This window comes from Arhodomonas aquaeolei DSM 8974, from assembly GCF_000374645.1.
GTDB lineage: Bacteria > Pseudomonadota > Gammaproteobacteria > Nitrococcales > Nitrococcaceae > Arhodomonas > Arhodomonas aquaeolei.
Genome location: NZ_KB894804.1, coordinates 66,216 through 93,111 on the forward strand (window position 1 = coordinate 66,216; position 26,896 = coordinate 93,111).

Below are 26,896 nucleotides of genomic sequence, written 5' to 3' on the forward strand. Positions count from 1 at the left end.
CCCCGCGGCGGCGGGGCCGCCGCCTCAGGGCAGCGCGATGGGCTCGCGCCGCTCGGGGTTGCGGCGGTAGAACAGCGCGACGTGGCCGATGGCCTGAACCTCGACGGCGCCGGTGGCCTCGACGATGCGCTCGATGAACGCACGACGCTGGGCGCGGTCGTCGGCGACGAGCTTGACCTTGACCAGCTCGTGGTCGTGCAGGGCGCGCTCGAGCTCGGTAAGCACACCCTCGGTCAGTCCGGCGCTGCCGGTGCGAACGACGGGTTTGAGGTCATGGCCCATGCGGCGCAGATAGCGGCGCTGGGTTTCGGTAAGAGACTGCATGCTGGTGATTGATCCCGATGTCCGGAAAGCGCGGTGACGAGATGGTAGCACGCGACGATGGCGATCGCCGACCGGCGGCGTTCGCCGGTCTGCGCTACGAGCTGGGCGTGGTCATGATCTTTGGTGTCGTGGCGGCACTGCTGATCGTCGGTCTGGACCTCGGGCGCTGGGTCGAGCTGGTCCTGCTCGCCGTCGTGGGGTTCGGCGCCGGGGGCTGGATCGCCGTGCGGGTTCGGCTCGCCGAGCAGCGGGCGCTGGCCGACGAACAGGCGGAGACGGGCGATGGCACGCACCAAGAGTAGCCGGCGCTGGCTGCGCGAGCATTTCGACGACGCCTACGTGCAGCGAGCCCAGAAGGAGGGCTGGCGCTCGCGGGCGGCGTTCAAGCTCGCCGAGATCGACGGCAGGGACCGCCTGGTGCGGCCCGGACGGAATATCGTCGACCTGGGGGCGGCGCCCGGCGGCTGGGCACAGTACTGCGCCCATCGCCTCCGGGGGCGCGGCCGGGTGGTCGCGCTGGACATCCTGCCGATGGATCCGCTGCCGGATGTCACCTTCATCCAGGCGGATTTCACCGAGGACGAGGCCCTCGCGGCACTGGATGAGGCACTGGCCGGCGAACCGGTCTCCCTTGTGCTCTCGGATATGGCCCCCAATATCTCCGGGCAGAAGGCCGTGGACCAGCCCCGGGCGATGTACCTCGCGGAGCTGGCGCTGGCGTTCGCGACGGACAATCTGGAACCGGGTGGCGACTTCCTGGTCAAGACCTTCCAGGGGGAGGGGTTCGATGCCTTCCTCGGTGAGCTGCGGCGCTCCTTCTCGAGCGTGGCGACACGTAAGCCCGGCGCCTCCAGGGGGCGCAGCCGGGAGGTCTTTCTGTTGGCGCGTCAGTTACACTCGTAGTAACGTTGCGGCAACGCCGAAGGCGGCCCGGCGTGCGGGCCGGTGGCAGACATTTTGTGCCTTGCGCGGCATGCGCATGGCACCAGATCGAGGTGACGAGCCTTGAACGACATGGCGAAAAATCTAATCCTCTGGGTGGTCATCGCCATTGTGCTGATGTCCGTGTTCAGCAATTTCCAGGGCAACAGCATGAGCCCGGGGGAGATCCCGTACTCCCAGTTCCTCTCCGACGTGAAGCAGGGGAACATCGAGCGGGTAACCATCAAGGGCCCCGTCATCCGCGGTCAGCAGGGCAACGGTCAGCAGTTCACCACGTACAGCCCGGAGACGGATAACGGGGCGCTGATCGGTACGCTGCTCGACAACGGCGTGACCGTGAACGCCGAGCCGCAGGAGGGGCGCAGCATCCTGCTGCAGATCCTCATCTCCTGGTTCCCGTTCCTGCTGCTCATCGGCGTGTGGATCTATTTCATGCGCCAGATGCAGGGCGGCGGCGGTGGCCGCGGTGCCATGTCGTTCGGCAAGAGCCGGGCGCGTATGATGTCCGAGGAACAGGTGAAGGTCACGTTCGCCGACGTCGCCGGCGTCGAGGAGGCCAAGCAGGACGTCATGGAGCTTGTGGAGTTCCTGCGTGATCCCTCCAAGTTCCAGCGCCTGGGCGGCCAGATCCCGCGCGGCGTGCTCATGGTCGGTCCGCCCGGCACGGGCAAGACGCTGCTCGCCAAGGCCATCGCCGGTGAGGCCCGGGTGCCGTTCTTCAGCATCTCCGGGTCGGACTTCGTCGAGATGTTCGTCGGCGTCGGTGCCTCCCGCGTGCGCGACATGTTCGCCCAGGCCAAAAAGCACGCGCCGTGCATCATCTTCATCGACGAGCTCGACGCGGTGGGCCGCCAGCGCGGCGCGGGCCTCGGCGGCGGTCACGACGAGCGCGAGCAGACGCTCAATCAGATGCTCGTCGAGATGGACGGCTTCGAGGGCAATGAGGGCGTGATCGTCATCGCCGCCACCAACCGTCCGGACGTGCTCGATCCGGCGCTGCTGCGCCCGGGCCGCTTCGACCGTCAGGTGGTGGTGCCGCTGCCCGATGTGCGCGGTCGCGAGCACATCCTCAAGGTGCACATCAGCAAGGTGCCGGTGGCCGACGACGTGGACGCGCGGATCATCGCCCGGGGCACGCCCGGTTTCTCCGGTGCCGACCTGGCGAACCTCGTCAACGAGGCGTCGCTGTTCGCCGCGCGCCGCAACAAGCGGGTGGTGGACCAGCACGATTTCGAGGACGCCAAGGACAAGATCATGATGGGCGCGGAGCGCAAGTCGATGGTCATGACCGAGGACGAGAAGCGCCTGACCGCCTATCACGAGTCCGGCCACGCCATCGTGGGCCTGCTCTCCCCGGAGCACGATCCGGTGCACAAGGTCACCATCATCCCGCGCGGGCGGGCGCTCGGCGTGACCATGTTCCTCCCCGAGGAGGACCGTTACAGCTACACCAAGCGCCGTCTCAACAGCCAGATCGCCAGCCTGTTCGGCGGCCGGCTGGCCGAGGAGATCATCTTCGGCGCGGACCGGGTGACCACGGGCGCCCAGAACGACATCCAGCGCGCGACGGAGATCTCCCGGAACATGGTGACCAAGTGGGGTCTGTCGGACCGCATGGGGCCGCAGTCCTACGGCGAGGACGAGGGCGAGGTCTTCCTCGGCCATCAGGTCACGCAGCACAAGCAGGTCTCCGACGAGACGACCCATGCGATCGACGAGGAGGTGCGGCGGATCATCGACGAGAACTACCGTCACGCCAAGAACCTGCTCGAGCAGAACATGGAGAAGCTGCACGCGATGGCCGATGCGCTCATGAAGTACGAGACCATCGACCATGAGCAGATCCAGGACATCATGAACGGTCGCCCGCCGCGGCCCCCGGAGGATACCCAGGGGCCGGCGCAGCCGAGCACGGGCGGCGAGGGCGCCGGCGAGTCGGAGTCCGACTCCGGCAAGGTCGGGCGCCCGGCCAGCGAGCACTGAAGCAGTAGGCGGCACCGGGCGAGCGCGCCCGGTGCCGTGGTTCGCACCAAGGGGATTGCAACTACGGACATGACACGACGGGTCATCGACTGTGGCGGCCGGCCGCTGGATATCTCCCGGCCGGCGGTCATGGGGATTCTCAATATCACCCCCGATTCGTTCTCGGACGGGGGTGATTTCGTTGCCCGGGACGACGCGCTCGCCCGGGCGCGGGCGATGGTCGCCGAGGGCGCCGACATTATCGATATCGGCGGCGAGTCCACGCGCCCTGGGGCCGAGGACGTGCCGGTGGACGAGGAGCTGGCCCGGGTCGTCCCGGTGGTCGAGGCGCTGGCCGGCGAGCTGCCGGTGCCGCTGTCGGTGGATACGACCAAGCCGGAGGTCATGCGCGCCGTGGCTGGCGCCGGCGCCGGATTGATCAACGACGTGATGGCGTTGCAGCGGCCCGGCGCAGTGGTGGCCGCCGCGGACACCGGGTTGCCGGTATGCCTGATGCACATGCAGGGCACGCCGCGGAACATGCAGCGCGATCCCCACTATGACGACATCGTCGACGACGTCGCCCGGTTCCTGCGCGAGCGCGTCGACGCGTGCGTGGCCGGCGGTGTGCCGCGGGAGCGGCTGATCCTGGATCCCGGGTTCGGGTTCGGTAAACGCCATGAGCACAACGCCGGGCTGCTGCGTCGTCTCGCGGAGCTGACCGGCGGGGACCTCCCGGTGCTTGTCGGTCTCTCGCGCAAGTCCTTCATCGGCGAGCTCGTCGACCGCCCGCCCAAGGAGCGGGTTGCCGGCAGTATCGCCGCTGCGGTGCTGGCCGCCGCTGCCGGCGCGCGCATCATTCGTGTCCACGACGTCGCAGCCACGGTGGACGCGCTTAAGGTGGTCAACAGTGTCGCCGCTCCGGATGATGGGGTGCCGGAGGCGGCGAATGGCTGATCCGGCGTCGCGGGGCGCGTCGTTCAGGGCGGCCGGGTAGGGCCGCGCGGTGAACCCTACGGAGGGCGTGCTCCCATGAGCGAGGACAGCAGGCGTTACTTCGGGACCGACGGCATCCGGGGCCGTGTCGGTGAATATCCCATTACCGCGGACTTCATGCTCAAGCTGGGCTGGGCGGCCGGGCGTGTGCTTGCCGGGCGCGGCGCGAACAACCAGGTGGTCATCGGCAAGGACACCCGGTTGTCGAACTATATGTTCGAATCGGCCCTGGAGGCGGGCCTGTCGGCGGCGGGCGTGAACATCCAGCTCCTCGGCCCGATGCCGACACCGGCGATCGCCTACCTAACGCGTACGTTGCAGGCGAACGCGGGCATCGTCATTAGTGCCTCCCACAACCCGCACTACGACAATGGCATCAAGTTCTTCTCCGCAGAGGGGCGCAAGCTCGACGACGCCACCGAGGCGCGCATCGAGGACTACCTGGAGCGTCCTCTGGAGACGGTGGACTCGGCGGGTCTTGGCAAGGCCTACCGGCTGGTCGACGCGCCCGGGCGCTATATCGAATTCTGCAAGCACACCCTGCGCGCGGATCGCGACCTTTCCGGGTTGCGCCTGGTAGTGGACTGCGCCAACGGTGCGGGCTATCAAGTGGCGCCGGCGGTGTTCCGGGAGCTCGGTGCCGAGGTCACTGCGCTGGGTGCCGAGCCGGACGGGCTGAACATCAATGTCGACTGCGGCTCGCTGCACCCCGGAACGCTCTGCCGCGAGGTGCGCGAGCGCGGTGCCGACGCCGGTATTGCGCTGGATGGCGACGGTGACCGGGTGATTATGGTCGACGGTGAGGGGGAGCTCCTCGACGGTGATGACCTGCTCTGGATCATCGCCCGCGAGCGCCAGGAGCGGGACGAGCTCCGTGGCCCGGTGGTGGGTACGCTGATGTCCAACCTGGGGCTGGAGCTGGCGCTGCGTGACCGCGGGGTGGCCTTCGAACGTGCCCGGGTCGGTGACCGGTATGTCCTGGAACGGCTGCTCGAGGCGGGCGGGATCTTGGGCGGCGAGTCCTCCGGGCACATCGTCTGCCTCGACCGGACCACCACGGGGGACGGCGTCGTGTCCGCGCTCCAGGTCCTGGGCTACGCCGTGCGCACCGGCCGGTCGCTGGCGGAGCTGCGCCGCGGCATGGAGCGCCTGCCTCAGGAGACGGTCAACGTCCGTATCGCCGAGCGCCGTGACCCCCTGGGGGTTGGCGGCATCGTGGCGGCGATCGAGGAGGTCGAGGCGTCTCTGGGAGAGACTGGTCGCGTGCTGCTTCGCCCTTCCGGCACCGAGCCACTGATTCGCGTGATGGTGGAGGCCCCCGACGCCGGCTCGGTCGCGCGTGCGGCGCGCTGGCTGGCGGACCGGGTGGCGGAGGAGATGGCCGGCGAGCGCCTGGGTGCGGATTGATTTTGACCGGCGTGCTGGGTAACCTTGCGCGCTTTCAGCCTCGTTTCGGACGGCTCCATGCGACAGCCCCTCGTGGTCGGCAACTGGAAGATGAACGGGGACCGCTCCGGGGCCCGGGCCCTGGCGAATGCGGTCGCGGCGGGTGTTCCCCGGGGCGTCGAGGTGGCGGTGCTGCCGCCGATGGTGCACATCGCCGATGTGTCCGGGCTTCTCTCGGGGGCTGCCGTGGACGTCGGCGCCCAGAACGTCGCCGACGCGGACGAGGGGGCGTACACCGGTGAGGTGAGCGCGTCGATGCTCGCCGAGTTCGGTTGTCGATACGCCCTCGCAGGCCATTCCGAGCGGCGCGAGCATTACGGGGAGTCCGACGCCCTGGTCGGCGCACGTTTCCGGGCGTCCCTGGCGGCCGGGGTGACACCGATCCTGTGCGTGGGGGAGTCTCTCGCGGAGCGGGACGCGGGTAAGACGGCGCATGTCATCGCCCGTCAGATCGACGCCGTTGTTGATGCCGTGGGCGCCGAAGGGGTGGCCCGCGGTGTCGTCGCCTACGAGCCGGTCTGGGCGATAGGTACCGGACGCAGCGCGGACCCGGAATCGGTCCAGGCGGTTCACGCCGGGATCCGCCGCCATCTCGCCGCGGCCGGGGTGGACACTGCCGCCGTACGGTTGCTCTATGGCGGCAGCGTCAAGCCGGGTAATGCGGCGGCGCTGTTCTCGCTCGATGACGTCGATGGCGGGCTGATCGGCGGGGCGTCGCTGAACGCTGATGATTTTCTTTCGATCTGTCGGGCCGCCGTCAAGGGCGACCGGACGGGTCCCGTTTAACTTGGGGCGCAACGCATGTCCTTATACAGCATCCTTCTTGCCGTCCACGTACTGGTCTGCCTGACGCTGGTCGGGGTCGTGCTGCTGCAGCACGGCAAGGGGGCCGACGCCGGTGCCGCTTTCGGCAGTGGCGCGTCGGGCACGGTGTTCGGCGCCCGCGGCGCGGCGTCGTTCCTCAGCAAGGTTACCGCCGTTCTGGCGGCCGGCTTTTTCGTCACCAGCCTGGTGCTGGCGATGCTCTCCGGCAGTTTCGACGAGGTCGGTAGCGTCATGCAGTCCGACCAGGCCGCGCCGGCGGAGCAGGCCCCGGCCCAGCCCGAAACGTCGTCTTCCGGCTCGTCGGGCGCAGCGGGCGGCGGGGAGCCGGCGCCGGCCCCGGCACCGTCCGAATAGGCGTTGTCGGCGGGCGGGCTCTTTGGTATATTGCCCGCTCCTCGGCTGGTGAGCCGATCACGCTTTCCTGAAGCGGATGTGGTGGAACTGGTAGACACGCTGTCTTGAGGGGGCAGTGGCGCAAGCCGTGCCGGTTCGAGTCCGGCCATCCGCACCAACCATCGCCTTGAGCGCGGGGCCTATGCCCCGCGCTATCTCCTTGTTTTTAAAGGGAAAAAGGCGAGGCCGCAAGTTGACAGCGGCGTCACTCCTGCCCTACACTGCTCCCGGTTTGCCGGCGCCCACATCCATCCTCGCGGGCGTTTTCCTTGAGTGTTGGGGCAGGCGGTCCATGGTTGAATCGTATCTACCGATCCTCGTATTTATCGTGCTCGCTGTAGGGCTGGGCGTGCTGTTGCCGGTGCTCGGGTTCATCCTCGGGCCCAGGCGGCCGGACGACGAAAAGCTCTCGCCCTACGAGTGCGGCTTCGAGGCCTTCGAGGACTCGCGCATGAAGTTCGATGTGCGCTACTACCTCGTGGCCATTCTGTTCATCATCTTCGACCTGGAGATCGCCTTTCTCTTCCCGTGGGCGATCGTGCTCGACAAGGTCGGCCTGTTCGGCTTCGGCGCCATGGCCCTGTTCGTCGGCATCCTCCTGGTCGGGTTTCTCTACGAGTGGAAGAAGGGGGCGCTGGAATGGGAGTAGAAGGCGTTCTCGAGCAGGGGTTCGTCACGACCTCTGCTGACAAGCTGATCAACTGGGCGCGCACGGGGTCGCTCTGGCCCATGACCTTCGGGCTGGCATGCTGCGCGGTGGAAATGATGCATACCGGTGCGGCGCGCTACGACATGGACCGCTTCGGTGTCATCTTCCGGCCGTCGCCGCGCCAGTCCGACGTGATGATCGTGGCCGGTACCCTCGTCAACAAGATGGCGCCGGCGCTGCGCAAGGTCTACGACCAGATGGCGGAGCCACGCTGGGTGATCTCGATGGGGTCGTGCGCCAATGGCGGCGGCTATTACCACTACTCCTATTCGGTGGTGCGCGGGTGTGACCGCATCGTGCCCGTGGACATCTACGTGCCCGGCTGCCCCCCCACGGCGGAGGCGCTGCTCTACGGCATCATTCAGCTGCAGAAGAAGATCCGCCGCACCAACACCATCGCCCGCTGAGGAGAGCGCGTTCTCATGGCCCTTTCCGCGGAAGAGCTCGCCGGGCGTCTCGAGCAGGCGCTTGGGCAGAAGATTGCGAAGCTGGTTATCGATCGCGACGAGGTGGACATCGAGGTCCGCCCCGAAGATCTCTACGCGACGATGCTGGAGCTGCGCGACCACGAGTCGCTGCGCTTCGAGCAGCTCATCGACATCGCCGGCGTCGATTACGCCGCCTACGGTGACGACGAGTGGATAACGGAGGAGGCCACTTCGGTGGGCTTCAGTCGTGGTGTCGACGGGTTTACCACCGGGCGGCTCGGCCTTACCGGCATCTATGGGGTGCAGGAGATCCATTCCAGCACCGGGCGGCGCTTCGCGGCCGTCTACCAGCTGCTCTCGCTCAGCCACAATCACCGCGTGCGGGTGCGCTGCTATGCCGCGGATGACAACTTCCCGGTCGTCGATTCCGTGGTTCCGATCTGGAGCTGCGCGAACTGGTTCGAGCGCGAGGCCTTCGATCTCTACGGCATCGTCTTCGACGGCCACCCGGACCTGCGGCGCATCCTCACCGATTACGGCTTTGTCGGGCACCCGTTCCGCAAGGACTTCCCGCTGATCGGCAATGTCGAAGTCCGTTTCGACGAGGAGCGCGGGCGCGTGGTCTACGAGCCCGTCAGTATCGAGCCGCGGGTGACCGTGCCCCGCGTGGTTCGCGAGGACAATCGCTACGCGCAGCCCGCGCCGCAGCAGGAGGGTGGCGCTGATGCCTGAGATCAGCAGCTATACGATCAACTTCGGTCCCCAGCACCCGGCCGCACACGGTGTGCTGCGTCTGGTGCTCGAGCTGGACGGCGAGGTCGTACGCCGGGCCGACCCCCATATCGGCCTGCTGCACCGTGCGACGGAGAAGCTCGCCGAGACCAAGCCGTTCAACCACAGTATCGGCTACATGGACCGGCTCGACTACGTTTCGATGATGTGCAACGAGCACGGATACGTGTCGGCCATCGAGAAGCTGCTCGGCATCGAGCCGCCGGTCCGTGCCCAGTACATCCGCGTGATGTTCGACGAGATCACGCGGATCCTGAACCACCTCATGTGGATCGGCGCCCATGGACTGGACGTCGGTGCGATGACGGTCTTTCTCTATGCCTTCCGTGAGCGCGAGGAGCTCATGGACTGCTACGAGGCGGTCAGCGGGGCACGCATGCACGCGACCTACTACCGCCCGGGCGGTGTCCACCGTGACCTGCCGCAGCAGATGAGCCGCTACGAGCCCTCGCCACACCGCTCGGAGGCCGACCTCAAGCGGCTGAACCGTGATCGCGAGGGGTCGATGCTCGACTTCCTCGACGCCTTCTGCGAGCGCTATCCGAAGGTGATCGACGAGTTCGAGACCCTCCTCACCGACAACCGGATCTGGAAGCAGCGGCTCGTCGACGTTGCCGTGGTCTCGCCGGAGCGCGCACTGCAGCTCGGCTTTACCGGGCCGATGGTGCGCGGCTCGGGGATCGAGTGGGACCTGCGCAAGAAGCAGCCCTACGAGGTCTACGACCGCCTCGATTTCGATATCCCGGTGGGCACCAACGGCGACTGCTATGACCGCTACCTGGTGCGCATCGAGGAGATGCGCCAGTCGGTGCGCCTGATCAAGCAGTGCGTGGACTGGCTGCGGCGCAACGACGGTCCGGTTCGGCTGGAGGACCACAAGGTCACGCCGCCGACCCGTGAGCAGATGAAGGACGACATGGAGTCCCTCATCCACCACTTCAAGCTGTTCACCGAGGGTTACAGCGTCCCGTCGGGCGAGGTCTATGCCGCGGTCGAGGCCCCTAAGGGCGAGTTTGGCTGCTACCTCGTCTCCGACGGCGCGAACAAGCCCTACCGGGTGAAACTCCGTGCCCCCGGGTTCCCGCACATGGCGGCGATGGATGAACTCGCGAGCGGGCACATGATCGCTGACGTCGTGACCATCATGGGCACGCTGGATATCGTATTCGGGGAGGTCGACCGGTGAGTTCGGAGCAACTGGCGGAAAAGTACCTCACCGCGCACCAGCGCGAGGAAATCGACCACTGGCTCGCGAAGTACCCGGACGACGACAAGGGGCGGCGTTCCGCCGTGATCCCGGCGCTGCACATTGCCCAGGAGGGTAACGGCGGCTGGCTGTCCCGGGAGCTCATCGACGCGGTGGCGGAGTACCTGGGGCTGCCCACGACCAAGGTCTATGAGGTCGCCACCTTCTACTCGATGTTCGACACCTCGCCGGTGGGCCGCCACAAGGTCAACGTCTGCACCAACGTCTCGTGCATGCTCCGCGGCGGCGAGGAGCTCCTCGCCCATATCGAGGAGCGTCTCGGCATCACGGTGGGGGAGACCACCGCGGACGGGCGCGTCACCCTCAAGCACGAGGATGAGTGTCTCGCCGGTTGCACGGGCGCGCCCATGATGCTTGTCGATGAGGTCTATCACACGAACCTCACGCCGGAGAAAGTGGACGAGATCCTGGAGAACCTGGAGTAGCCATGGCTAACGAGGTCTGTTACGCGACGCTGCAATTCGACGAGCCGTGGACGCTCGAGAATTACCTCAAGGTCGGCGGCTACCAGGCGCTGCAGCGTGTGCTCAAAGAGGGCATGTCGCGGGACGACGTCATCGAGGAGGTCAAGAAGTCCTCCCTGCGCGGCCGCGGCGGTGCCGGCTTCCCGGCGGGGATGAAGTGGAGCTTCATGCCCAAGGATGCCCCGGGGCCGAAGTACCTGCTGTGCAACTCCGACGAGTCGGAGCCGGGTACGTGCAAGGATCGCGATATCCTGCGCTATAACCCCCATGCGCTGATCGAAGGCATGGTTATCGCCGGCTACGCCATGGGCGCGACCCATGGGTACAACTACCTGCGCGGCGAGTTCATGAAGGAACCGTTCGAGCGCATGGAGCAGGCACTGGCGGAGGCGCGCGAGCAGGGCTACGTGGGCGAGGACATCCTCGGTTCCGGCTTCGACTTCGAGCTCTACAACCACCTCGGCGCGGGTGCCTACATCTGCGGCGAGGAGTCGGCCCTGATGGAGTCGCTGGAGGGCAAGAAGGGCCAGCCCCGCAACAAGCCGCCGTTCCCGGCGCAGTTCGGCGTCTATGGCCGGCCGACGACGATCAACAACACCGAGACCCTGGCCTCCGTGCCCTCCGTGATCCGCAACGGTGCGGACTGGTTCCTGGATCTCGGCATCCCCAATGCCGGCGGCACCAAGATCTTCTCGGTCTCCGGGCATGTGGAGCGGCCCGGTAACTTCGAGATCCCGCTGGGCACGCCGTTCAGTGACCTCCTGGAGATGGCCGGCGGCATGCGCGGTGGGCGCAAGCTCAAGGCCGCGATCCCCGGAGGCTCGTCCATGCCCATTCTCCCGGCCGACGTGCTGATGGAGATGAACATGGACTACGACTCCATCCAGAAGGCCGGGTCCGGCCTGGGCTCGGGTGCGGTCGTGGTAATGGACGAGACCACCGACATGGTCAAGATGCTGATGCGCATCTCCCGGTTCTACTACGCCGAGTCCTGCGGTCAGTGCACCCCGTGTCGCGAGGGCACGGGCTGGATGCACCGGGTGATCAAGCGCATCTACGAGGGTCGTGGTCGCGCCGAGGACCTGGAGCTGCTCGAGGCGGCGGCGGGCCAGATCGCCGGGCATACCATCTGTGCCTTCGGCGAGGCGGCGGCGTGGCCGGTGCAGGGGGTGCTCAAATACTGGCGCCACGAGTTCGAGTACTACATCGAGCACAAGCGCTCCATGGTTGAGGCGGCAGCATGAACGCGAAGGTCGAGGAAACGAAGCCGGACACCGTCACCGTCACCATCGACGGCCGCGAGGTCGCCGCGCCCAAGGGCGCAACGATCATCCAGGTCGCCGACGAGCAGGGCATCGACATCCCGCGCTTTTGCTATCACCGCAAGCTCTCGGTGCCGGCGAACTGCCGCATGTGCCTGGTGGACGTGGAGATGAACGGGCGCCCGGCGCCCAAGCCGCTTCCCGCCTGCGCCACCGCCGTAGGTGACGGGATGACGGTCTCCACGCAGTCCGAGCGCGCGCTCAAGGCGCAGCGCGGCGTGATGGAGTTCCTCCTGATCAATCATCCGCTGGACTGCCCGATCTGCGATCAGGGCGGCGAGTGCGAGCTCCAGGACGTCTCCATGGGCTACGGCCGGAGTGTCTCCCGCTTCGTCGAGCGCAAGCGCTCGGTCAAGGACGAGGACCTGGGCCCACTCGTTGCCACGGAGATGACGCGCTGCATTCATTGCACCCGTTGTGTGCGTTTCCTCGACGAAATCGCCGGGACCTCGGAGCTCGGCGGCATGTACCGCGGCGAGCACATGGAGATCGGCACCTGGGTCGGGCATGGTGTTCACTCCGAGCTCTCGGGCAACATCATCGACCTCTGCCCGGTGGGCGCGCTGACCAACAAGCCCTTCCGCTTCCGGGCCCGTGCCTGGGAGATGCTCAGTCACCCCTCGGTGAGTCCCCATGACCCCGTCGGCGCCAATCTGAACCTCCATCACGTGCGCGGGACGATCAAGCGTGTCGTGCCGCGGGAGAACGAGTCGGTCAACGAGAACTGGATTGCCGACCGCGACCGCTTCGGTTACCAGGGTGTCTACAGCGAGGACCGACTCGCCCGGCCGATGATCAAGCTCGACGGCCAGTGGCGCGAGACGGACTGGGAGACGGCGCTGGAGCACACCGTCTCGGCGCTCAAGTCCGTGGTCTCGCGCCACGGCGGCGAGGCCCTGGGCGCGCTGGTCTCGCCCTCGGCCACCACCGAAGAGATGTACCTGCTGGCGCGTCTGGTCCGTGACCTGGGCAGCGACAGCATCGATCATCGCCTGCGCCAGGCCGATTTCCGGGACGATGATCACGCCCCCGAGCGCCCGTCGCTGGGGCGGCCCATCGCGGACTTCGAGAGCGTGGACGCGGCATTCGTGGTCGGTGGCTATCCCCGCTGGGAGGTGCCGCTGCTCAACCACCGGCTCCGCCAGGCCAGCCTGCGCGGCGGTGACGTCATGTTCCTCAACCCGCGTGCTCACGACTGGAACTTCCGTCCGACCCTGGAGCACGTGGTCCATCCCGGTGCCATGGTCGAGGCGGCAGCGGCCGTCGCGACCGCGCTGGCAGAGAGCCGGGGCGAGTCCCTGCCGCAGTGGGTCGCCGCCTATGGTGCCACGGTCGGGGACGAGCACCGCCGCATTGCGGATGCGCTCGCCAATGCCGGGGATGCCGCCGTGCTCACCGGCGGGCTCGTCGAGGGCCATCCGGCGGGCGCCGAGCTGCGCGCGCTGGCGGCCTACGTGGCCCGCACTGCCGGCGCGTCCTTCGGTGTCCTGACGGCCGGGGGCAACAGTGCCGGCGGCTGGCTCGCGGGCGCCGTGCCCCACCGTCAGGTTGGTGGCGGACAGGGCCGCGGCCGGGATGCCGGGGCGATGATCCGCGAGGGCATGTCCGGATTCATCACCCTGGGCGTGGAGCCGGAACACGATTTCTGGAACGGCGCCGCCGCGGAGCGGGCGCTCGGTGAGGCGGAGTTCGCGCTGGCGCTCAGCCCCTGGGCGACGCCGCGCATGAAGGCCTGGGCGGACGTCATCCTGCCGGTGGCGAGCTTCGGCGAGACCGCCGGAACGCTGGTCAACGCCCAGGGTGACTGGCAGACCTTCGCGGGCGTCGGCCGTCCGGTGGGCGAGGCCCGTCCGGCCTGGCGTCTGCTGCGGGTGCTCGGCAACCTGCTGGATCTGGACGGCTACGACTACCAGGCACCGGACGAGATCCACGCCGATCTGCGCGGGCGGGTCCGCGGCGGCGAGCCGGACATGCTCGCGTGGGAAAACGATACCCTCGAACCGCGCTCGCCCTCCGGGCTGATGCGTGCCGGCGGCGTCGCGCTCTATGGCACCGACGCGCTGGTGCGCCGCGGCGAGGCCCTGCAGCGGACCTCGCAGGCGCGTCCGGCGAGTGCGGTGCTGGCCCCGGCGACCGCCGCGGCGCTGGGTATCAACGAGGGCGAGACCGTTGAGGTGCGCCAGGGCGAGGCGACGAGCCGTCTGACCGTGACGGTGGACGCCGCGGTCCCGGCGGAGACCGTCTGGGTGGATGCCGGGCTGCAGGGCAGCGAGGCCCTGGGGCCGCTGATGGGTGAGGTCACGGTCACGCGCGTGTGAGCATGCGCGGCTGCATCGAGGGCAAAGCGAGACAGGCATGGCTGAAATACTCGAGCTAGTATGGATTCTGGCGAAAATCGTGGTGCTGCTGGTGCCGCTGTTGATCGCCGTGGCGTACATGACCTATGCCGAACGCAAGGTCATCGGCTGGATCCAGCTGCGCCGCGGCCCCAACCGCGTGGGGGCCTATGGACTGCTGCAGCCGTTCGCGGACGCGCTCAAGCTCATGCTCAAGGAGATCGTGCTGCCGCTGAACGCGAACCGCGGCCTGTTCGTGATCGCGCCCATGCTCTCGATCATGCCGGCGCTCGCGGCCTGGGCGGTGCTGCCCGTCGGCCAGGGGCTGGTGATCGCGGACGTCAACGCCGGCCTGCTCTATGTCCTCGCGATGGCCTCGCTCGGTGTCTACGGCGTTATCGTCGCCGGGTGGGCCTCCAACTCGAAGTACGCGCTTCTCGGCGCGCTGCGCGCCGGCGCCCAGGTGGTTTCCTACGAGATCGCCATGGGTTTCGCCCTGGTGGGCGTGCTCATGGCCTCGGGCAGCCTCAATATCAGTGAGATCGTCGAGGCCCAGGCCGGCCCGATCTGGAACTGGTTCTGGCTGCCGCTGCTGCCGCTGTTCATCGTCTACTGGATCTCCGGCGTTGCCGAGACCAACCGTTTGCCGTTCGACGTCGCCGAGGGCGAGTCGGAGATCGTTGCGGGCTTCCACGTGGAATACTCGGGCATGGCGTTCGCCGTGTTCTTCCTCGCCGAGTACGCCAACATGATCCTGATCTCCGGGCTCGCGGCGATCATGTTCCTCGGTGGCTGGTACTCGCCGTTTCACGGTCTGCCGGTGCTCGGCCCGATCTTCGATCTGGTCCCGGGCATGATCTGGTTCTGCCTGAAGGTGGCGTTCTTCCTGTTCTGCTACATCTGGTTCCGCGGCACATTCCCGCGCTATCGCTACGACCAGATCATGCGGCTCGGCTGGAAGGTGCTGATCCCGGTGACCGTGGTCTGGCTGGTCGTCGAGTCGGTGTTCATTCTCACCGGGTTCGGCCCCTGGTTCTGAGCTGGAGGCTCCCATGCAAGCGATTCGCGACTTCTTCAACAGCTTCCTGCTGGTCGAGCTGCTCAAGGGCCTGAAGCTCACCGGCCGGCATCTGTTCGACGCGAAGTACACCATCGAGTACCCGGACGAGCGCGCCCCCCAGTCGCCGCGTTTCCGCGGGCGGCACGCTCTGCGCCGCTATCCCAACGGCGAGGAGCGCTGTATCGCCTGCAAGCTCTGCGAGGCGGTCTGTCCGGCACTGGCGATCACCATCGAGTCCGAACCGCGCGAGGACGGTACGCGGCGGACCACGCGTTACGACATCGACCTGTTCAAGTGCATCTACTGTGGCTTCTGCGAGGAATCCTGCCCGGTGGACTCGATCGTCGAGACCCGCGAGTTCGAGTACCACTTCGAGGAGCGCGGTGAGCAGATCGTGAACAAGCAGCAGCTGCTGGCGTTCGGTGATGAGTACGAGGCGCAGCTGGCCCGGGACCGGGCCGCGGACGCGGTGTACCGGTGAGCCCCGCGGGCGTCACAGGCCAACGAGGAAGAAGGCGACGTGATTGAGCTGATCATCTTCTACGTATTCGCGGCGGTGCTGATCTTTGCCGCCACCATGGTCATCACTGCGCGCAACCCGGTGCACTCGGCGCTGTTCCTGGTGCTGGCGTTCTTCAACAGCGGCGTGCTCTGGCTGCTGGCGCAGGCGGAGTTCCTCGGCATCGCCGTGGTGCTCGTTTACGTGGGCGCGGTGATGGTGCTGTTCCTGTTCGTGGTGATGATGCTCGACATCAACGTCGCACCGCTGCGCGAGGGCTTTGCCCGCTATCTGCCCGTCGGGGTGCTGGTGGGCGCGGCGATGCTGCTGGAGATGCTGCTCGTGCTGGGCTCCGGCGAGCTCTCGGCGGTCGGGCTCGCCGGCGGCGCCAGTGAGGCGCTCGGCGGTGTGGGCACGGCCCAGAGCAACACCGCCCTGATCGGCAACGTGCTCTACACGATCTACGTCTATCCGTTCGAGGTCGCCGCCGTGGTGCTCATGCTCGCGATTATCGCCGCGATCATGCTCACGCTGCGCCGGCGCTCGGGCACGAAGCATCAGGACATCGCCAAACAGGTGCACACCAGGAAGGCCGAACGGCTGCGCGTGGTGCGCATGAATCCCGAGAAACGGGACTGATAGATAGACCTCGCAAACCCCAAGACGGTCGGGACGAACGCATGCTGGAACTGTCGCATTATCTGGTGCTCGGGGCGATCCTGTTCAGCCTCGGTGTGGCCGGGATCTTTCTCAACCGCAAGAACGCGTTGATCCTGTTGATGTCCATCGAGCTGATCCTGCTGGCGGTGAATTTCAACTTCATCGCCTTCTCCAGCGCCCTGGGGGATATCCACGGACAGGTGTTCGTGTTCTTCATCCTTACGGTGGCCGCTGCCGAGTCCGCCATCGGACTGGCGATCCTCGTGGTGCTGTTCCGCAACCGCGACACCATCAATGTCGGCGACCTTGACAGCATGAAGGGCTGATCGAATGGAGACGGTATATCTGCTCATCGTTCTGGCGCCCCTGATCGGGGCCGCGGTCACCGGCCTTTATGGCCGGCGGCTCGGCCGGGTGGGGGCCCATCGGGTGGCGATCGGCGCGGTCGCGATCTCCTGCGCGCTGTCGTTCGTGACCCTGTTCGGCCAGCTCTCCGGGGCGGCGGAGCCGTTCAACGGGGCGGTCTATACCTGGGCCGCGATCCAGGGTCTGACCGTCGAGGTCGGCTTCCTGGTGGACCGGCTTACCGCGATGATGATGGTGGTCGTCACCTTCGTGTCGCTGATGGTGCACATCTACACCATCGGTTACATGGCGGACGACGAGCACAATTGGCCGGCGGGCAGCGGTGCCGGTGTCGCCAGCTACCAGCGATTCTTCAGCTACATCAATCTGTTCACCTTCTCCATGCTCATGCTGGTGATGGCGAACAACTTCATGCAGCTGTTCTTCGGCTGGGAAGGCGTCGGCCTGGTTTCCTACCTGCTGATCGGGTTCTGGCTTAATCGCCCGAGCGCCACCTTCGCCAATCTCAAGGCGTTCCTGGTCAACCGCGTCGGTGACTTCGGTTTCGTGCTCGGCATCGCCACGGTGTTCATGTACTACGGCAGCCTGGACTACGCGCAGGTGTTCGGCACGGCTGCGCAGAGCACGGGCGAGACCATGACGCTGTTCGGCGGGGAGGCGCTGGTCGCGACCGTCGCCTGCATCCTGCTGCTCATTGGCGCGATGGCGAAATCCGCGCAGGTGCCGTTGCACGTGTGGCTGCCGGATTCCATGGAAGGTCCCACGCCGATCTCCGCGCTCATCCACGCCGCGACCATGGTCACGGCGGGCATCTTCATGATCGCGCGCATGTCGCCGCTCTACGAGCAGTCGGTCACCGCACTGTCGGTGATCCTGGTCATCGGCGGCATCACGGCGTTCTTCATGGGCCTGGTGGGCCTGGTTCAGGACGACATCAAGCGCGTGATCGCGTACTCCACGCTCTCGCAGCTCGGGTACATGTTCGTGGCCCTGGGGGCGTCCGCCTACGCGGCGGGTGTGTTCCATCTCATGACCCACGCCTTCTTCAAGGCGCTGCTCTTCCTCGGCGCGGGCTCGGTCATCATCGCCATGCACCACAAGCAGGACATGCGCGAGATGGGTGGGCTGCGCAAGTACATGCCGGTGACCTACTGGACCATGCTGGTCGGTACACTCGCGCTCATCGGCACGCCGTTCTTCTCCGGTTACTACTCCAAGGACGCCATCATCGAGGCGGTGCATCTCGCCGCCACCGAGGGCCGGCCGGGGGCCGAGTTCGCTTACTGGTGTGTGCTCCTCGGGGTGTTCGTCACGGCGCTGTACTCGTTCCGGCTGTTCTTCCTCGTCTTCCACGGCAAGGAGCGCATGGACGCCCATACCCGCGAGCACCTGCACGAGTCCCCGCGCGTGGTGACCGTGCCGCTGATCCTGCTCGCGATCCCCTCGGTGGTCATCGGCTGGTTCACCACCGGTCCCGTGCTCTACGGCGATTACTTCGGCGGTGCCATCCACGTCGCCGAGGCGCATGACGTCCTCCATCACATGGCGGAGGAGGTCTGGCACGGCCCGGTCTCCTTCGGCGTGCACGCGCTGGTCAACCCCGCCTTCTGGCTCACCGTGGCCGGTGTCGCGGTGACCTGGGTGCTCTATATCGCACGCCCGGGGCTGCTGCCCGGCGTGCGGCGCGCCTTCGGGCCGGTCGGGGGGATCCTCGAGCGCAAGTACGGCTTCGATGCGCTGTGGATCAATGGCTTCGCTGGCCTCGGGCGCGGTATCGGCCGGGTGCTCTGGCGCGGCGGTGATGCCGGGCTCATCGACGGCGTGCTGATCAACGGCACGGCGCGGACCATCGGCCGGGTGGCGGCGCTGGTGCGTGGCGCGCAGTCCGGCTACCTCTATCACTATGCGTTCGCGATGATCATCGGCCTGCTGATCCTGCTCACCTGGCTCGTGGGCGGCTGGCAGGGCTGGTTCGCCTAGTGCGCGCCGCGACCGGCGCGCTGCACGGCGCATCTCGATACAACGACGGCAAGGAATGAGCGAATGTTTGAAGGTTGGCCTGTGCTTAGCCTGCTGATCTGGCTGCCCATTCTCGGCGGGTTGGCGGTGCTGATGACTGGCGAGCGGGCGGCCGATTTCAGTCGGCGGCTCGCGCTCGCGATCAGTGTGGTGGTCTTCGTTCTCAGTCTCGCCCTGTGGGCGGGCTTCGAGAGTGGCACCGCGGCCATGCAGTTCGTGGAGCGCACGACCTGGATCGATACCTTCGGCATTGAGTACTTCCTCGGCGTCGACGGCATCTCCATGCCCCTGGTGATCCTGACCACGTTCTCCACGGTGCTCGTGGTGATCGCCGGCTGGGAGGTCATCCGCTACAAGCCGCAGCAGTATCTCGCCGCCTTCCTGGTGATGGAGGGCATCATGGTGGGCGTGTTCAGCGCTCTGGATGCCATCCTGTTCTACGTGTTCTGGGAGGCCATGCTCATCCCGATGTTCCTGATCATCGGTATCTGGGGCGGACCGAACCGTATCTACGCCACGCTGAAGTTCTTCCTGTATACGTTCCTCGGCTCGGTGCTGATGCTGGTCGCGCTGATCTACCTCAGCTATCAGGCGGGCAGCTTCGCGATCCCGGACTTCTACGGACTGGGCCTGGACCCGGCCATCCAGACCATGATCTTCCTGGCATTCCTCGCCGCGTTTGCGGTGAAGGTGCCCATGTGGCCGGTGCATACCTGGCTGCCGGATGCCCACGTCGAGGCGCCCACCGGCGGCTCCGTGATCCTGGCGGCGATCATGCTCAAGATCGGCGGGTACGGTTTCCTGCGGTTCAGCCTGCCGATCACCCCGGTGGCGAGCGTGCAGCTCGACTGGCTGATGATCTCGCTGTCGCTGATCGCGGTGGTCTACATCGGCCTCGTGGCGATCGTCCAGAGTGACATGAAGAAGCTGATCGCCTACTCGTCCATCGCGCACATGGGCTTCGTCACCCTGGGGTTCTTCGCCATCTTCCGCATCGCCGGTTCCGAGGCGGTCTCGGGTTCCGGCGTGGTGCTCGCCCTCGAGGGCGCGGCGGTGCAGATGATCTCTCACGGTTTCGTCTCCGCGGCGATGTTCCTGTGCGTCGGCGTGCTTTATGACCGACTGCATTCGCGGCGGATTGCCGACTACGGCGGGGTGGCCAACCGCATGCCGATGTTTGCCGGCTTCTTCGTCATGTTCGCGATGGCGAACGCCGGGTTGCCGGGCACATCCGGATTCGTCGGTGAGTTCATGGTGGTGCTCGCGGCCTTCCAGGCGGACTTCTGGTTCGCGTTCCTGGCGGCCACTACGCTGGTGCTCGCGGCGGGCTACACGCTGTGGATGATCAAGCGGGTGGTCTACGGCGAGGTCGCCAACGAGGGTGTGGCGGCGCTCCGTGATATCAATCGCCGCGAGTTCCTGATCCTGGGCGTGCTGGCGCTGGCGGTGCTGGCCCTCGGCGTGTGGCCGCAGCCACTCGTGGAGGTCATGGAGCCGACACTCTCGCACCTGGCGAATATCGTCATGGCGGCCAACTAGTGTCCAGAGGTTGAACGGGACGGCGCGTCCAAAGGAATAGGCTCGAGGTACTCTATGTCGTTCGTGATCCCCAACTTCTCGCTGGCACTCCCGGAGATCTGGCTGCTCGCCATGATCTGCGTGGTCCTGGTCGCGGATCTGTTCGCCACCGGGCGCGAGAGCGCCCCGGCGTTCTATCTCAGCCAGATCGCGCTGCTCGGCGCCATGTGGTTCGCCGTGCAGAGCCAGTGGGGCGTGGATACCGTTGACTTCAACGGTACCTACGTCGCCGACAGTCTGGCCGCGACGCTGAAGGTGAGCATCGCCGGCTTCGCCTTCCTGGCGTTCGCCTACAGCCGTGATTATCTGCGCCAGCGCAACCTCCTGCGTGGCGAGTTCTACCTGATCGGGCTGTTTGCGGTGCTCGGCGGGTTCGTCATGTCCTCGTCGGGCAGCATGCTCACGCTGTATCTCGGCCTCGAGCTCATGTCGCTGGCGCTGTACGCGATGGTGGCCTTTGACCGGGACAGCCGTATTGCCTCCGAAGCAGCGATGAAATACTTCGTCCTGGGCGCGCTGTCTTCGGGCATGCTGCTCTACGGCATGTCGATGATCTACGGCGGCAGCGGCAGCCTGGAGCTGGCGGAGATCGCGGCGCAGGCGGCGGGCGGCCCGGACAACATGCTCCTCGCCTTCGGCCTGACCTTCGCGCTGGTGGGCGTGGCCTTCAAGTTCGGCGCGGTGCCCTTCCACATGTGGGTGCCGGACGTCTACCAGGGCGCGGCGACCCCGACCTCGATGTTCATCGGCACCGTGTCCAAGGTCGCCGCCGTGCCGCTGTTCCTGCGCCTGGTCGCGGAGGGGCTCGGCGCGCTGCACGGCGACTGGCAGGTCATGGCGACGTTCATGGCGGTGGCATCGCTGGCCGTGGGTTCGCTGTTCGCGCTGGTGCAGGACAACTTCAAGCGGCTGCTGGCGTACTCGACGGTGGCCCACATCGGCTTCCTCTTCCTCGGTTTCATTGCCGGCACGGAAGAGGGCTATGCCGCGTCGCTGTTCTACGCGATCAGCTATGCGCTGATGTCGGCGGCGGCGTTCGGGATGATCATGGTGCTCTCGCGCCGGGGCCACGAGGCCGACGAGATCGCCGACCTGCGCGGTCTCAACGATCGCAGCACCGGTATGGCGCTGGTCATGCTGGTGGTGATGTTCTCGATGACCGGTGTGCCCGGGACCGTGGGCTTCTACTCCAAGTGGGCGGTGCTCAAGGCGGTGATCGATACGGGGCATGTCTGGCTCGCGGTGGTCGCGGTGCTGTTCGCGGTGATCAGCGCCTTCTACTATCTGCGCGTGCTCAAGGCCGTGTACTTCGAGCGTATCGAGGGCGAGGCCGAGGCGATTCCCGCCTCCGCGACCGTGCGCTGGGTCTGCGGGCTCAACGGCGTGGCGATCCTCGGTCTCGGGCTGTTCCCCGGTGCGCTGTTCGCGGTCTGTCGCGCGGCCTTCGGCGGGTAGCACGGGAGGGTTGCATTGCCCGTCGCGAGGCGTATCATACGTCCTCCGCGGCGGGGTCAACGCCCCGCGGGATCCTCGCAAGAGGGCTTGCAAAAGGCGCAACGCCGCGGTTAGAATACTGTTTGTCAGATGCGGGGTGGAGCAGTCTGGCAGCTCGTCGGGCTCATAACCCGAAGGTCGCAGGTTCAAATCCTGCCCCCGCTACCAGGCATCTTCGAAAAGGCCGCTTGCGGCCTTTTTTTGTAGGTGGCGCAGCCACGGCGCCGCCGCAGCGGTTTTTCGAAGAATGGGCCGACGTGGCCCATTTTTTGTTTGTGGGGACGATACAGACGGCATGGCGGCGGCACAGAGACTGACCGAGATCCTGCAGCCGGTGGTCGAGGCGATGGGCTACGAGTTCGTTGGCCTGGAGTACCACCCGAACAGCAAGCGCGGGCTGCTGCGGATCTACATCGACACGCCGGAGGGCATCGACGTCGACGACTGCGAGGCGGTGAGCCATCAGGTCAGCGGTGTGCTCGACGTCGAGGACCCGATCCCGGCGGAATACAACCTCGAGATCTCCTCGCCGGGGCTCGAGCGTCCCCTGTTCAAGCCCGCGGACTACGACCGCTTCGTGGGCGAGCGGATCCGTATCCGTATTCGCGGCCGCCACGACGGCCGGCGCAGTGTCCGCGGCGTGCTGCGCGGTCTGCGTGACGACGCCGTCGCGGTCGACGAAGACGGTGAGGAGGTGCTCGTGCCGCTGGAAGTGGTCGATCGCGCCAATCTCGAGCTGGAGCCCGAAGGCCGGTGAGCTGGAGTAATCAATGAGCAAAGAAGTCCTGTTGGTTGTCGATGCCATCTCGAACGAGAAGGGCGTGGACAAGGAGGTCATCTTCGAGGCCATCGAGGCGGCGCTCGCCTCGGCGACGCGCAAGCGCCATGGCGGCGAGATGGATGTGCGCGTGAGCGTGGACCGTCGCACCGGCGAGTACAGCACGTTCCGGCGCTGGACGGTGGTCGAGGACGAGGCCCTCGAGGAGCCGGACCGCGAGCTCACCCTGGAACAGGCCCGCGAGCGCGATCCGGAGGCCGAGATCGACGGGACCATCGAGGAACCGATGGAGTCGGTGGAGTTCGGTCGTATCGCCGCCCAGACGGCCAAGCAGGTCATCGTGCAGAAGGTCCGCGAGGCCGAGCGCGCAAAGGTCGTCGAGGCCTATCACGAGCGCGAGGGCGAGCTCATCACCGGCATTGTCAAGCGTGTCGAACGGGGCAATATCTACCTGGACCTTGGCGGCAACGCCGAGGCCTTCATCCCCCGCGAGGAGATGATCCCGCGGGAGGCGGTGCGCCCCGGTGACCGCCTGCGGGGCTACCTCAAGGAGGTCCGTTCCGAGAATCGGGGTCCGCAGCTCTTTGTCTCCCGCACCGCGCCGGAATTCCTGCTGGAGCTGTTCAAGCTCGAGGTCCCCGAGGTCGGCCAGGAGCTGCTGGAGCTGCCGGCGGCGGCGCGTGATCCGGGCATGCGCGCGAAGATCGCGGTACATGCCCTGGATCCGCGCATCGATCCGGTCGGGGCCTGTGTCGGCATGCGTGGCTCGCGCGTGCAGGCGGTGTCCAACGAGCTCGCCGGCGAGCGGGTCGACATCATCCTGTGGGACGAGAACCCGGCCCAGTTCGTGATCAACGCGATGGCGCCGGCGGAGGTCGAGTCCATCGTCGTCGACGAGGATCGTCACAGCATGGACATCGCGGTGGCGGAGGATCAGCTCTCCCAGGCCATCGGCCGCGGCGGGCAGAACGTCCGCCTCGCCAGTCAGCTCACCGGCTGGGAGCTGAACGTGATGACCGCCGACGAGGCCCGCGAGAAGAGCGAACAGGAGACCGCGGAGCTGCTGCAGATGTTCGTCGACACGCTGAACGTGGACGAGGACATTTCCGCGGTGCTGGTCGAGGAAGGCTTCTCGAGCCTCGAGGAGATCGCCTACGTGCCCGCCGCGGAGCTGCTCGAGATCGAGGATTTCGACGAGGATATCGTCGAGGCGCTCCGTGCGCGGGCACGGGATGTGCTGGCCGAGCGCGAGGCCGAGCGGGCGCAGGCCGCGGGCGAGGTGCCGGCGGAGGACCTGCTCGGCATGGAAGGAATGGACGAGACGCTGGCCCAGGCATTGGCGCAGCAGGGCATCACCACCATGGAGGACCTGGCCGAGCAGTCGGTGGACGACCTGCTCGAGGTTGAGGGCATGGACCAGGAGCGTGCCGCGGCGCTCATCATGAAGGCGCGCGAGCCCTGGTTCGCCGAGCAGCAGGACGGGGAGTCCTGAACGGGGCCCGCGGCGACGGGAGGCGTCGTCGCTACCCGCTCGGAAACGGCGCTCGGCAACAGGTGGACCGGAGGTAGAAGTTTATGGCGAATACGACGATCAAGGATTTCGCGGAGGCCGCTGGCATCCCCGTGGACCGCCTGTTGACCCAGCTCAATGAGGCCGGCATCGAGGGGCGGAACGCGAGTTCCACCTTCTCCCGCGAGGACATGTCCACGCTCGTCGAGCACCTGCGCAAGGCCGCGGGTCGCGGTGACAGCGAGGCCGGTCCCGGTCCCAAGCAGATCACGCTCAAGCGCAAGAGTCACAGCCAGATCCGCGTGCCCGGCGGTGCCGGTGGGCGCGGCAGCCGGGGCAGCACCGGCGGGCGCACCGTCAACGTCGAGGTTCGCAAGAAGCGCACGTACGTCAAGCGAAGTGTCGTCGAGGCGGAGCAGCACGAGCGCGATGCCCGTGTCCTCGAGGAGGCACTCGACGACGCCCTGGCGCGTCCGGACGCCCAGCCGGAGCCGCAGCCGCAGGCATCGGAGACGGCCGTCTCCACCGAAGCGGCCGGCGAGGCGTCCGTCCCGGAGCAGGCCGAGGCCGACGAGCAGTCGACGCCGGAGGCCGAGGAGGCGCCCGCCGCCGAGGAGACTCCCGCGGAGGAGGCCGAGCCCGTAGCCGAACCGGAGCCCGTTGACGAGGCCACCGCGGCGGACGAGGCCGAGGAGACGGAGGAGGCCAACGAGTCCGAGGCCCAGCGCCAGAAGGAAATCGAGGAAGAGAAGGAGCGCAAGCGTCTCGAGGCGGAGGCGAAGCGCGAGCGTGAGGCCGAGGAGCGGGCCGCGCGCAAGGCAGCCAAGGGCAAGGGCAAGGCGCGTAAGAAGGGCGCCGAGACCAAGGGTGCCGGCGGTCGCGGTCGCCGGGGGGGGCGTCGTGCCGGTGGCGCCGCCGAGCAGCTGCAGCACGGCTTCGAGCGTCCGACCCAGCCGGTGGTCCGCGAGGTGGAGGTGCCCGAGAGCATCACCGTCGGCGATCTCGCCCAGCGCATGAGCGTCAAGGCGGCGGATCTCATCAAGGAGATGATGAAGCAGGGTGTCATGGCCACCATCAACCAGGCCATCGACCAGGACACCGCCGTGCTGCTCGTCGAGGAGCTGGGGCACCGTCCGAAGGTGGTCAACGAGAACGCCGCCGAGGAAGAGATCCTCGCCCAGGCGGAGGAGCCCGAGGGCGAGCGCGAGCCGCGGGCGCCGGTGGTCACCATCATGGGCCATGTCGACCACGGCAAGACCTCGCTGCTCGACCACATCCGCCGCACCAAGGTGGCGTCCGGCGAGGCCGGCGGCATCACCCAGCACATCGGTGCATATCACGTGAAGACCGACCAGGGCATGGTGACCTTCCTGGACACCCCCGGGCACGAGGCCTTCACCGCCATGCGTGCCCGCGGTGCGCAGGTCACCGACGTGGTCATCCTGGTGGTCTCGGCGGACGACGGCGTCATGCCGCAGACCCAGGAGGCGATCAAGCACGCCCGCGCGGCCGGAGTGCCGATCGTCGTGGCCGTCAACAAGATCGACAAGCCCGGCGCCGACCCGGATCGCGTGCGCCAGGAGCTGACCCAGTTCGAGGTCATCCCCGAGGAGTGGGGCGGCGACACCCAGTTCGTGAACGTCTCCGCGGTGACCGGCCAGGGCATCGACGCGCTCCTCGAGGCGCTGCTGCTCCAGTCGGAGCTCCTCGAGCTCAAGGCCGTGGTGGACTGCCCGGCGAACGGCGTGGTTATCGAGTCCAGCCTCGACAAGGGGCGCGGCCCGGTGGCGACCGTGCTGGTGCGCAACGGCGTGCTCCACACCGGTGACGTCATCCTCTCCGGCACGGAGTACGGGCGCGTCCGCGCGATGCTCGACGAGGGCGGCAACCGCGTCGACGACGCCGGTCCGTCGACCCCGGTGGTCGTGCTCGGTCTCTCCGGTCTGCCTGAGGCCGGCGACGAGGTCCTGGTGCTCGAGGACGAGCGCAAGGCCCGCGAGATCGCCGAGGGCCGCCGCGAGAAGAGCCGCGACAAGCGTTTGCAGGCCCAGAAGGCCGCCAAGATGGACGAGCTCTTCTCCCAGATGGGCGAGGGCGAGGTCAAGACCGTCAACCTCGTGATCAAGGGCGACGTGCAGGGCTCCGTGGAGGCGCTCGGCCAGTCGCTGCAGAACCTCTCCAACGACGAGGTCAAGATCAAGGTCGTCAGCAGCGGAGTGGGCGCGATCAACGAGGGCGACGTCAACCTGGCGCTGGCCTCCGAGGCACTGCTCATCGGCTTCAACGTCCGCGCCGACGGCAAGGCGCGCAAGGCGGCCCAGGAAAACGACGTCGAGCTCCACTACTACAGCGTGATCTACGACGCCATCGATCAGCTCCGCAACGCCATCAGCGGTATGCTGGAGCCGGAGGTGCGCGAGGAGATCATCGGTCAGGCGGCGGTCATGGACGTCTTCCGCTCCTCCAAGCTCGGCCAGATCGCTGGCTGCCTGGTCGAGGAGGGCGTGGTCCGGCGCAACAACCCGATCCGCGTGCTGCGTGACAACGTGGTGATCTTCGAGGGTGCGCTGGAGTCGCTGCGCCGCCACAAGGACGACGTCAATGAGGTTCGTGCCGGCACCGAGTGCGGCATCGGCGTGAAGAACTACAATGACGTCAAGGTCGGCGACCAGATCGAGTGCTACGAGCGCGTCGAGATCCGGCGTGAGCTGTGATCGCCGGGACGG

The 26,896-nt window shown here is 67.0% G+C and carries 25 protein-coding genes and 2 tRNA genes; 26 read left to right on the top strand and 1 reads right to left on the bottom strand.

Features of this window, described 5'->3' with window-relative positions:
• Positions 1-24 precede the first annotated feature (24 nt).
• Positions 25-324 (bottom strand): ribosome assembly RNA-binding protein YhbY, encoded by a 300-nt coding sequence (yhbY, locus tag C516_RS0107145; RefSeq protein WP_018717680.1) that lies wholly within the window; start codon positions 322-324, stop codon positions 25-27.
• 41 nt (positions 325-365) lie between these two features.
• Between yhbY and C516_RS0107150 the strand changes: the two genes are divergently transcribed.
• The 26 genes from C516_RS0107150 to infB all read left to right on the top strand — a co-directional run bounded on the left by C516_RS0107150 (position 366) and on the right by infB (position 26,884).
• The gene (locus tag C516_RS0107150; protein ID WP_156831159.1) at positions 366-626 is read left to right on the top strand and encodes a hypothetical protein; all 261 of its coding nucleotides are present in this window, start codon (positions 366-368) and stop codon (positions 624-626) included.
• Positions 607-1,227, top strand: coding sequence for a 23S rRNA (uridine(2552)-2'-O)-methyltransferase RlmE (gene rlmE / locus C516_RS0107155; protein ID WP_018717682.1), 621 nt, complete (start codon positions 607-609; stop codon positions 1,225-1,227). The genes C516_RS0107150 and rlmE overlap by 20 nt, the downstream gene beginning before the upstream one ends.
• 111 nt (positions 1,228-1,338) lie before the next feature.
• Positions 1,339-3,249, top strand: coding sequence for an ATP-dependent zinc metalloprotease FtsH (gene ftsH / locus C516_RS0107160; RefSeq protein WP_156831160.1), 1,911 nt, complete (start codon positions 1,339-1,341; stop codon positions 3,247-3,249).
• A 69-nt stretch (positions 3,250-3,318) separates the two neighbouring features.
• The gene (folP, locus tag C516_RS0107165; RefSeq protein WP_018717684.1) at positions 3,319-4,185 is read left to right on the top strand and encodes a dihydropteroate synthase; all 867 of its coding nucleotides are present in this window, start codon (positions 3,319-3,321) and stop codon (positions 4,183-4,185) included.
• Between the two features lie 75 nt (positions 4,186-4,260).
• Positions 4,261-5,631 carry a phosphoglucosamine mutase gene (gene glmM / locus C516_RS0107170; protein WP_018717685.1) on the top strand — a complete coding sequence of 457 codons (1,371 nt, stop codon included), beginning with the start codon at positions 4,261-4,263 and terminating at the stop codon, positions 5,629-5,631.
• A gap of 57 nt (positions 5,632-5,688) precedes the next feature.
• On the top strand, positions 5,689-6,456 hold the full coding sequence (gene tpiA / locus C516_RS0107175) for a triose-phosphate isomerase (RefSeq protein ID WP_018717686.1): 768 nt from the start codon (positions 5,689-5,691) through the stop codon (positions 6,454-6,456).
• Between the two features lie 15 nt (positions 6,457-6,471).
• A complete protein-coding gene (gene secG / locus C516_RS0107180; protein ID WP_018717687.1) occupies positions 6,472-6,849 on the top strand; it encodes a preprotein translocase subunit SecG in 378 nt (125 codons plus the stop codon).
• A gap of 72 nt (positions 6,850-6,921) precedes the next feature.
• Positions 6,922-7,006, top strand: a tRNA-Leu gene (locus C516_RS0107185).
• Positions 7,007-7,180: 174 nt separating this feature from the next.
• Positions 7,181-7,537: an NADH-quinone oxidoreductase subunit A gene (locus C516_RS0107190; protein ID WP_018717688.1), complete on the top strand. Its 357-nt coding sequence runs from the start codon at positions 7,181-7,183 to the stop codon at positions 7,535-7,537.
• Positions 7,528-8,004 (top strand): NuoB/complex I 20 kDa subunit family protein, encoded by a 477-nt coding sequence (locus tag C516_RS0107195; RefSeq protein ID WP_018717689.1) that lies wholly within the window; start codon positions 7,528-7,530, stop codon positions 8,002-8,004. The genes C516_RS0107190 and C516_RS0107195 overlap by 10 nt, the downstream gene beginning before the upstream one ends.
• Positions 8,005-8,019: 15 nt before the next feature.
• Positions 8,020-8,757: an NADH-quinone oxidoreductase subunit C gene (locus C516_RS0107200; protein WP_018717690.1), complete on the top strand. Its 738-nt coding sequence runs from the start codon at positions 8,020-8,022 to the stop codon at positions 8,755-8,757.
• Positions 8,750-10,003, top strand: coding sequence for an NADH-quinone oxidoreductase subunit D (locus tag C516_RS0107205; protein ID WP_018717691.1), 1,254 nt, complete (start codon positions 8,750-8,752; stop codon positions 10,001-10,003). Before C516_RS0107200 ends, C516_RS0107205 begins: the two co-directional genes overlap by 8 nt.
• Positions 10,000-10,509, top strand: coding sequence for an NADH-quinone oxidoreductase subunit NuoE (nuoE, locus tag C516_RS0107210; protein WP_018717692.1), 510 nt, complete (start codon positions 10,000-10,002; stop codon positions 10,507-10,509). The genes C516_RS0107205 and nuoE overlap by 4 nt, the downstream gene beginning before the upstream one ends.
• Positions 10,510-10,511: 2 nt before the next feature.
• The gene (gene nuoF / locus C516_RS0107215) at positions 10,512-11,792 is read left to right on the top strand and encodes an NADH-quinone oxidoreductase subunit NuoF (protein ID WP_018717693.1); all 1,281 of its coding nucleotides are present in this window, start codon (positions 10,512-10,514) and stop codon (positions 11,790-11,792) included.
• Positions 11,789-14,188 carry an NADH-quinone oxidoreductase subunit NuoG gene (gene nuoG, locus C516_RS0107220; RefSeq protein WP_018717694.1) on the top strand — a complete coding sequence of 800 codons (2,400 nt, stop codon included), beginning with the start codon at positions 11,789-11,791 and terminating at the stop codon, positions 14,186-14,188. Before nuoF ends, nuoG begins: the two co-directional genes overlap by 4 nt.
• Before the next feature lie 37 nt (positions 14,189-14,225).
• Positions 14,226-15,245 carry an NADH-quinone oxidoreductase subunit NuoH gene (gene nuoH / locus C516_RS0107225; RefSeq protein ID WP_026321005.1) on the top strand — a complete coding sequence of 340 codons (1,020 nt, stop codon included), beginning with the start codon at positions 14,226-14,228 and terminating at the stop codon, positions 15,243-15,245.
• Positions 15,246-15,258: 13 nt separating this feature from the next.
• Positions 15,259-15,747 carry an NADH-quinone oxidoreductase subunit NuoI gene (nuoI, locus tag C516_RS0107230; protein ID WP_018717696.1) on the top strand — a complete coding sequence of 163 codons (489 nt, stop codon included), beginning with the start codon at positions 15,259-15,261 and terminating at the stop codon, positions 15,745-15,747.
• Between the two features lie 42 nt (positions 15,748-15,789).
• Positions 15,790-16,404: an NADH-quinone oxidoreductase subunit J gene (locus tag C516_RS0107235; RefSeq protein ID WP_026321006.1), complete on the top strand. Its 615-nt coding sequence runs from the start codon at positions 15,790-15,792 to the stop codon at positions 16,402-16,404.
• Positions 16,405-16,445: 41 nt separating this feature from the next.
• Complete coding sequence (gene nuoK / locus C516_RS0107240; RefSeq protein ID WP_018717698.1) at positions 16,446-16,751, top strand: NADH-quinone oxidoreductase subunit NuoK; 306 nt, start codon at positions 16,446-16,448, stop codon at positions 16,749-16,751.
• Positions 16,752-16,755: 4 nt separating this feature from the next.
• Positions 16,756-18,771 (top strand): NADH-quinone oxidoreductase subunit L, encoded by a 2,016-nt coding sequence (gene nuoL, locus C516_RS0107245; RefSeq protein ID WP_018717699.1) that lies wholly within the window; start codon positions 16,756-16,758, stop codon positions 18,769-18,771.
• Between the two features lie 63 nt (positions 18,772-18,834).
• Positions 18,835-20,349 (top strand): NADH-quinone oxidoreductase subunit M, encoded by a 1,515-nt coding sequence (locus C516_RS0107250; protein WP_026321007.1) that lies wholly within the window; start codon positions 18,835-18,837, stop codon positions 20,347-20,349.
• Positions 20,350-20,403: 54 nt separating this feature from the next.
• On the top strand, positions 20,404-21,843 hold the full coding sequence (gene nuoN, locus C516_RS0107255) for an NADH-quinone oxidoreductase subunit NuoN (protein WP_018717701.1): 1,440 nt from the start codon (positions 20,404-20,406) through the stop codon (positions 21,841-21,843).
• Between the two features lie 130 nt (positions 21,844-21,973).
• A tRNA-Met gene (locus tag C516_RS0107260) sits at positions 21,974-22,050 on the top strand.
• A gap of 127 nt (positions 22,051-22,177) precedes the next feature.
• A complete protein-coding gene (gene rimP / locus C516_RS0107265) occupies positions 22,178-22,639 on the top strand; it encodes a ribosome maturation factor RimP (RefSeq protein WP_018717702.1) in 462 nt (153 codons plus the stop codon).
• A 13-nt stretch (positions 22,640-22,652) separates the two neighbouring features.
• Positions 22,653-24,152 carry a transcription termination factor NusA gene (gene nusA / locus C516_RS0107270; protein ID WP_018717703.1) on the top strand — a complete coding sequence of 500 codons (1,500 nt, stop codon included), beginning with the start codon at positions 22,653-22,655 and terminating at the stop codon, positions 24,150-24,152.
• An 83-nt stretch (positions 24,153-24,235) separates the two neighbouring features.
• Positions 24,236-26,884: a translation initiation factor IF-2 gene (gene infB, locus C516_RS0107275; protein WP_018717704.1), complete on the top strand. Its 2,649-nt coding sequence runs from the start codon at positions 24,236-24,238 to the stop codon at positions 26,882-26,884.
• Positions 26,885-26,896: the final 12 nt, after the last annotated feature.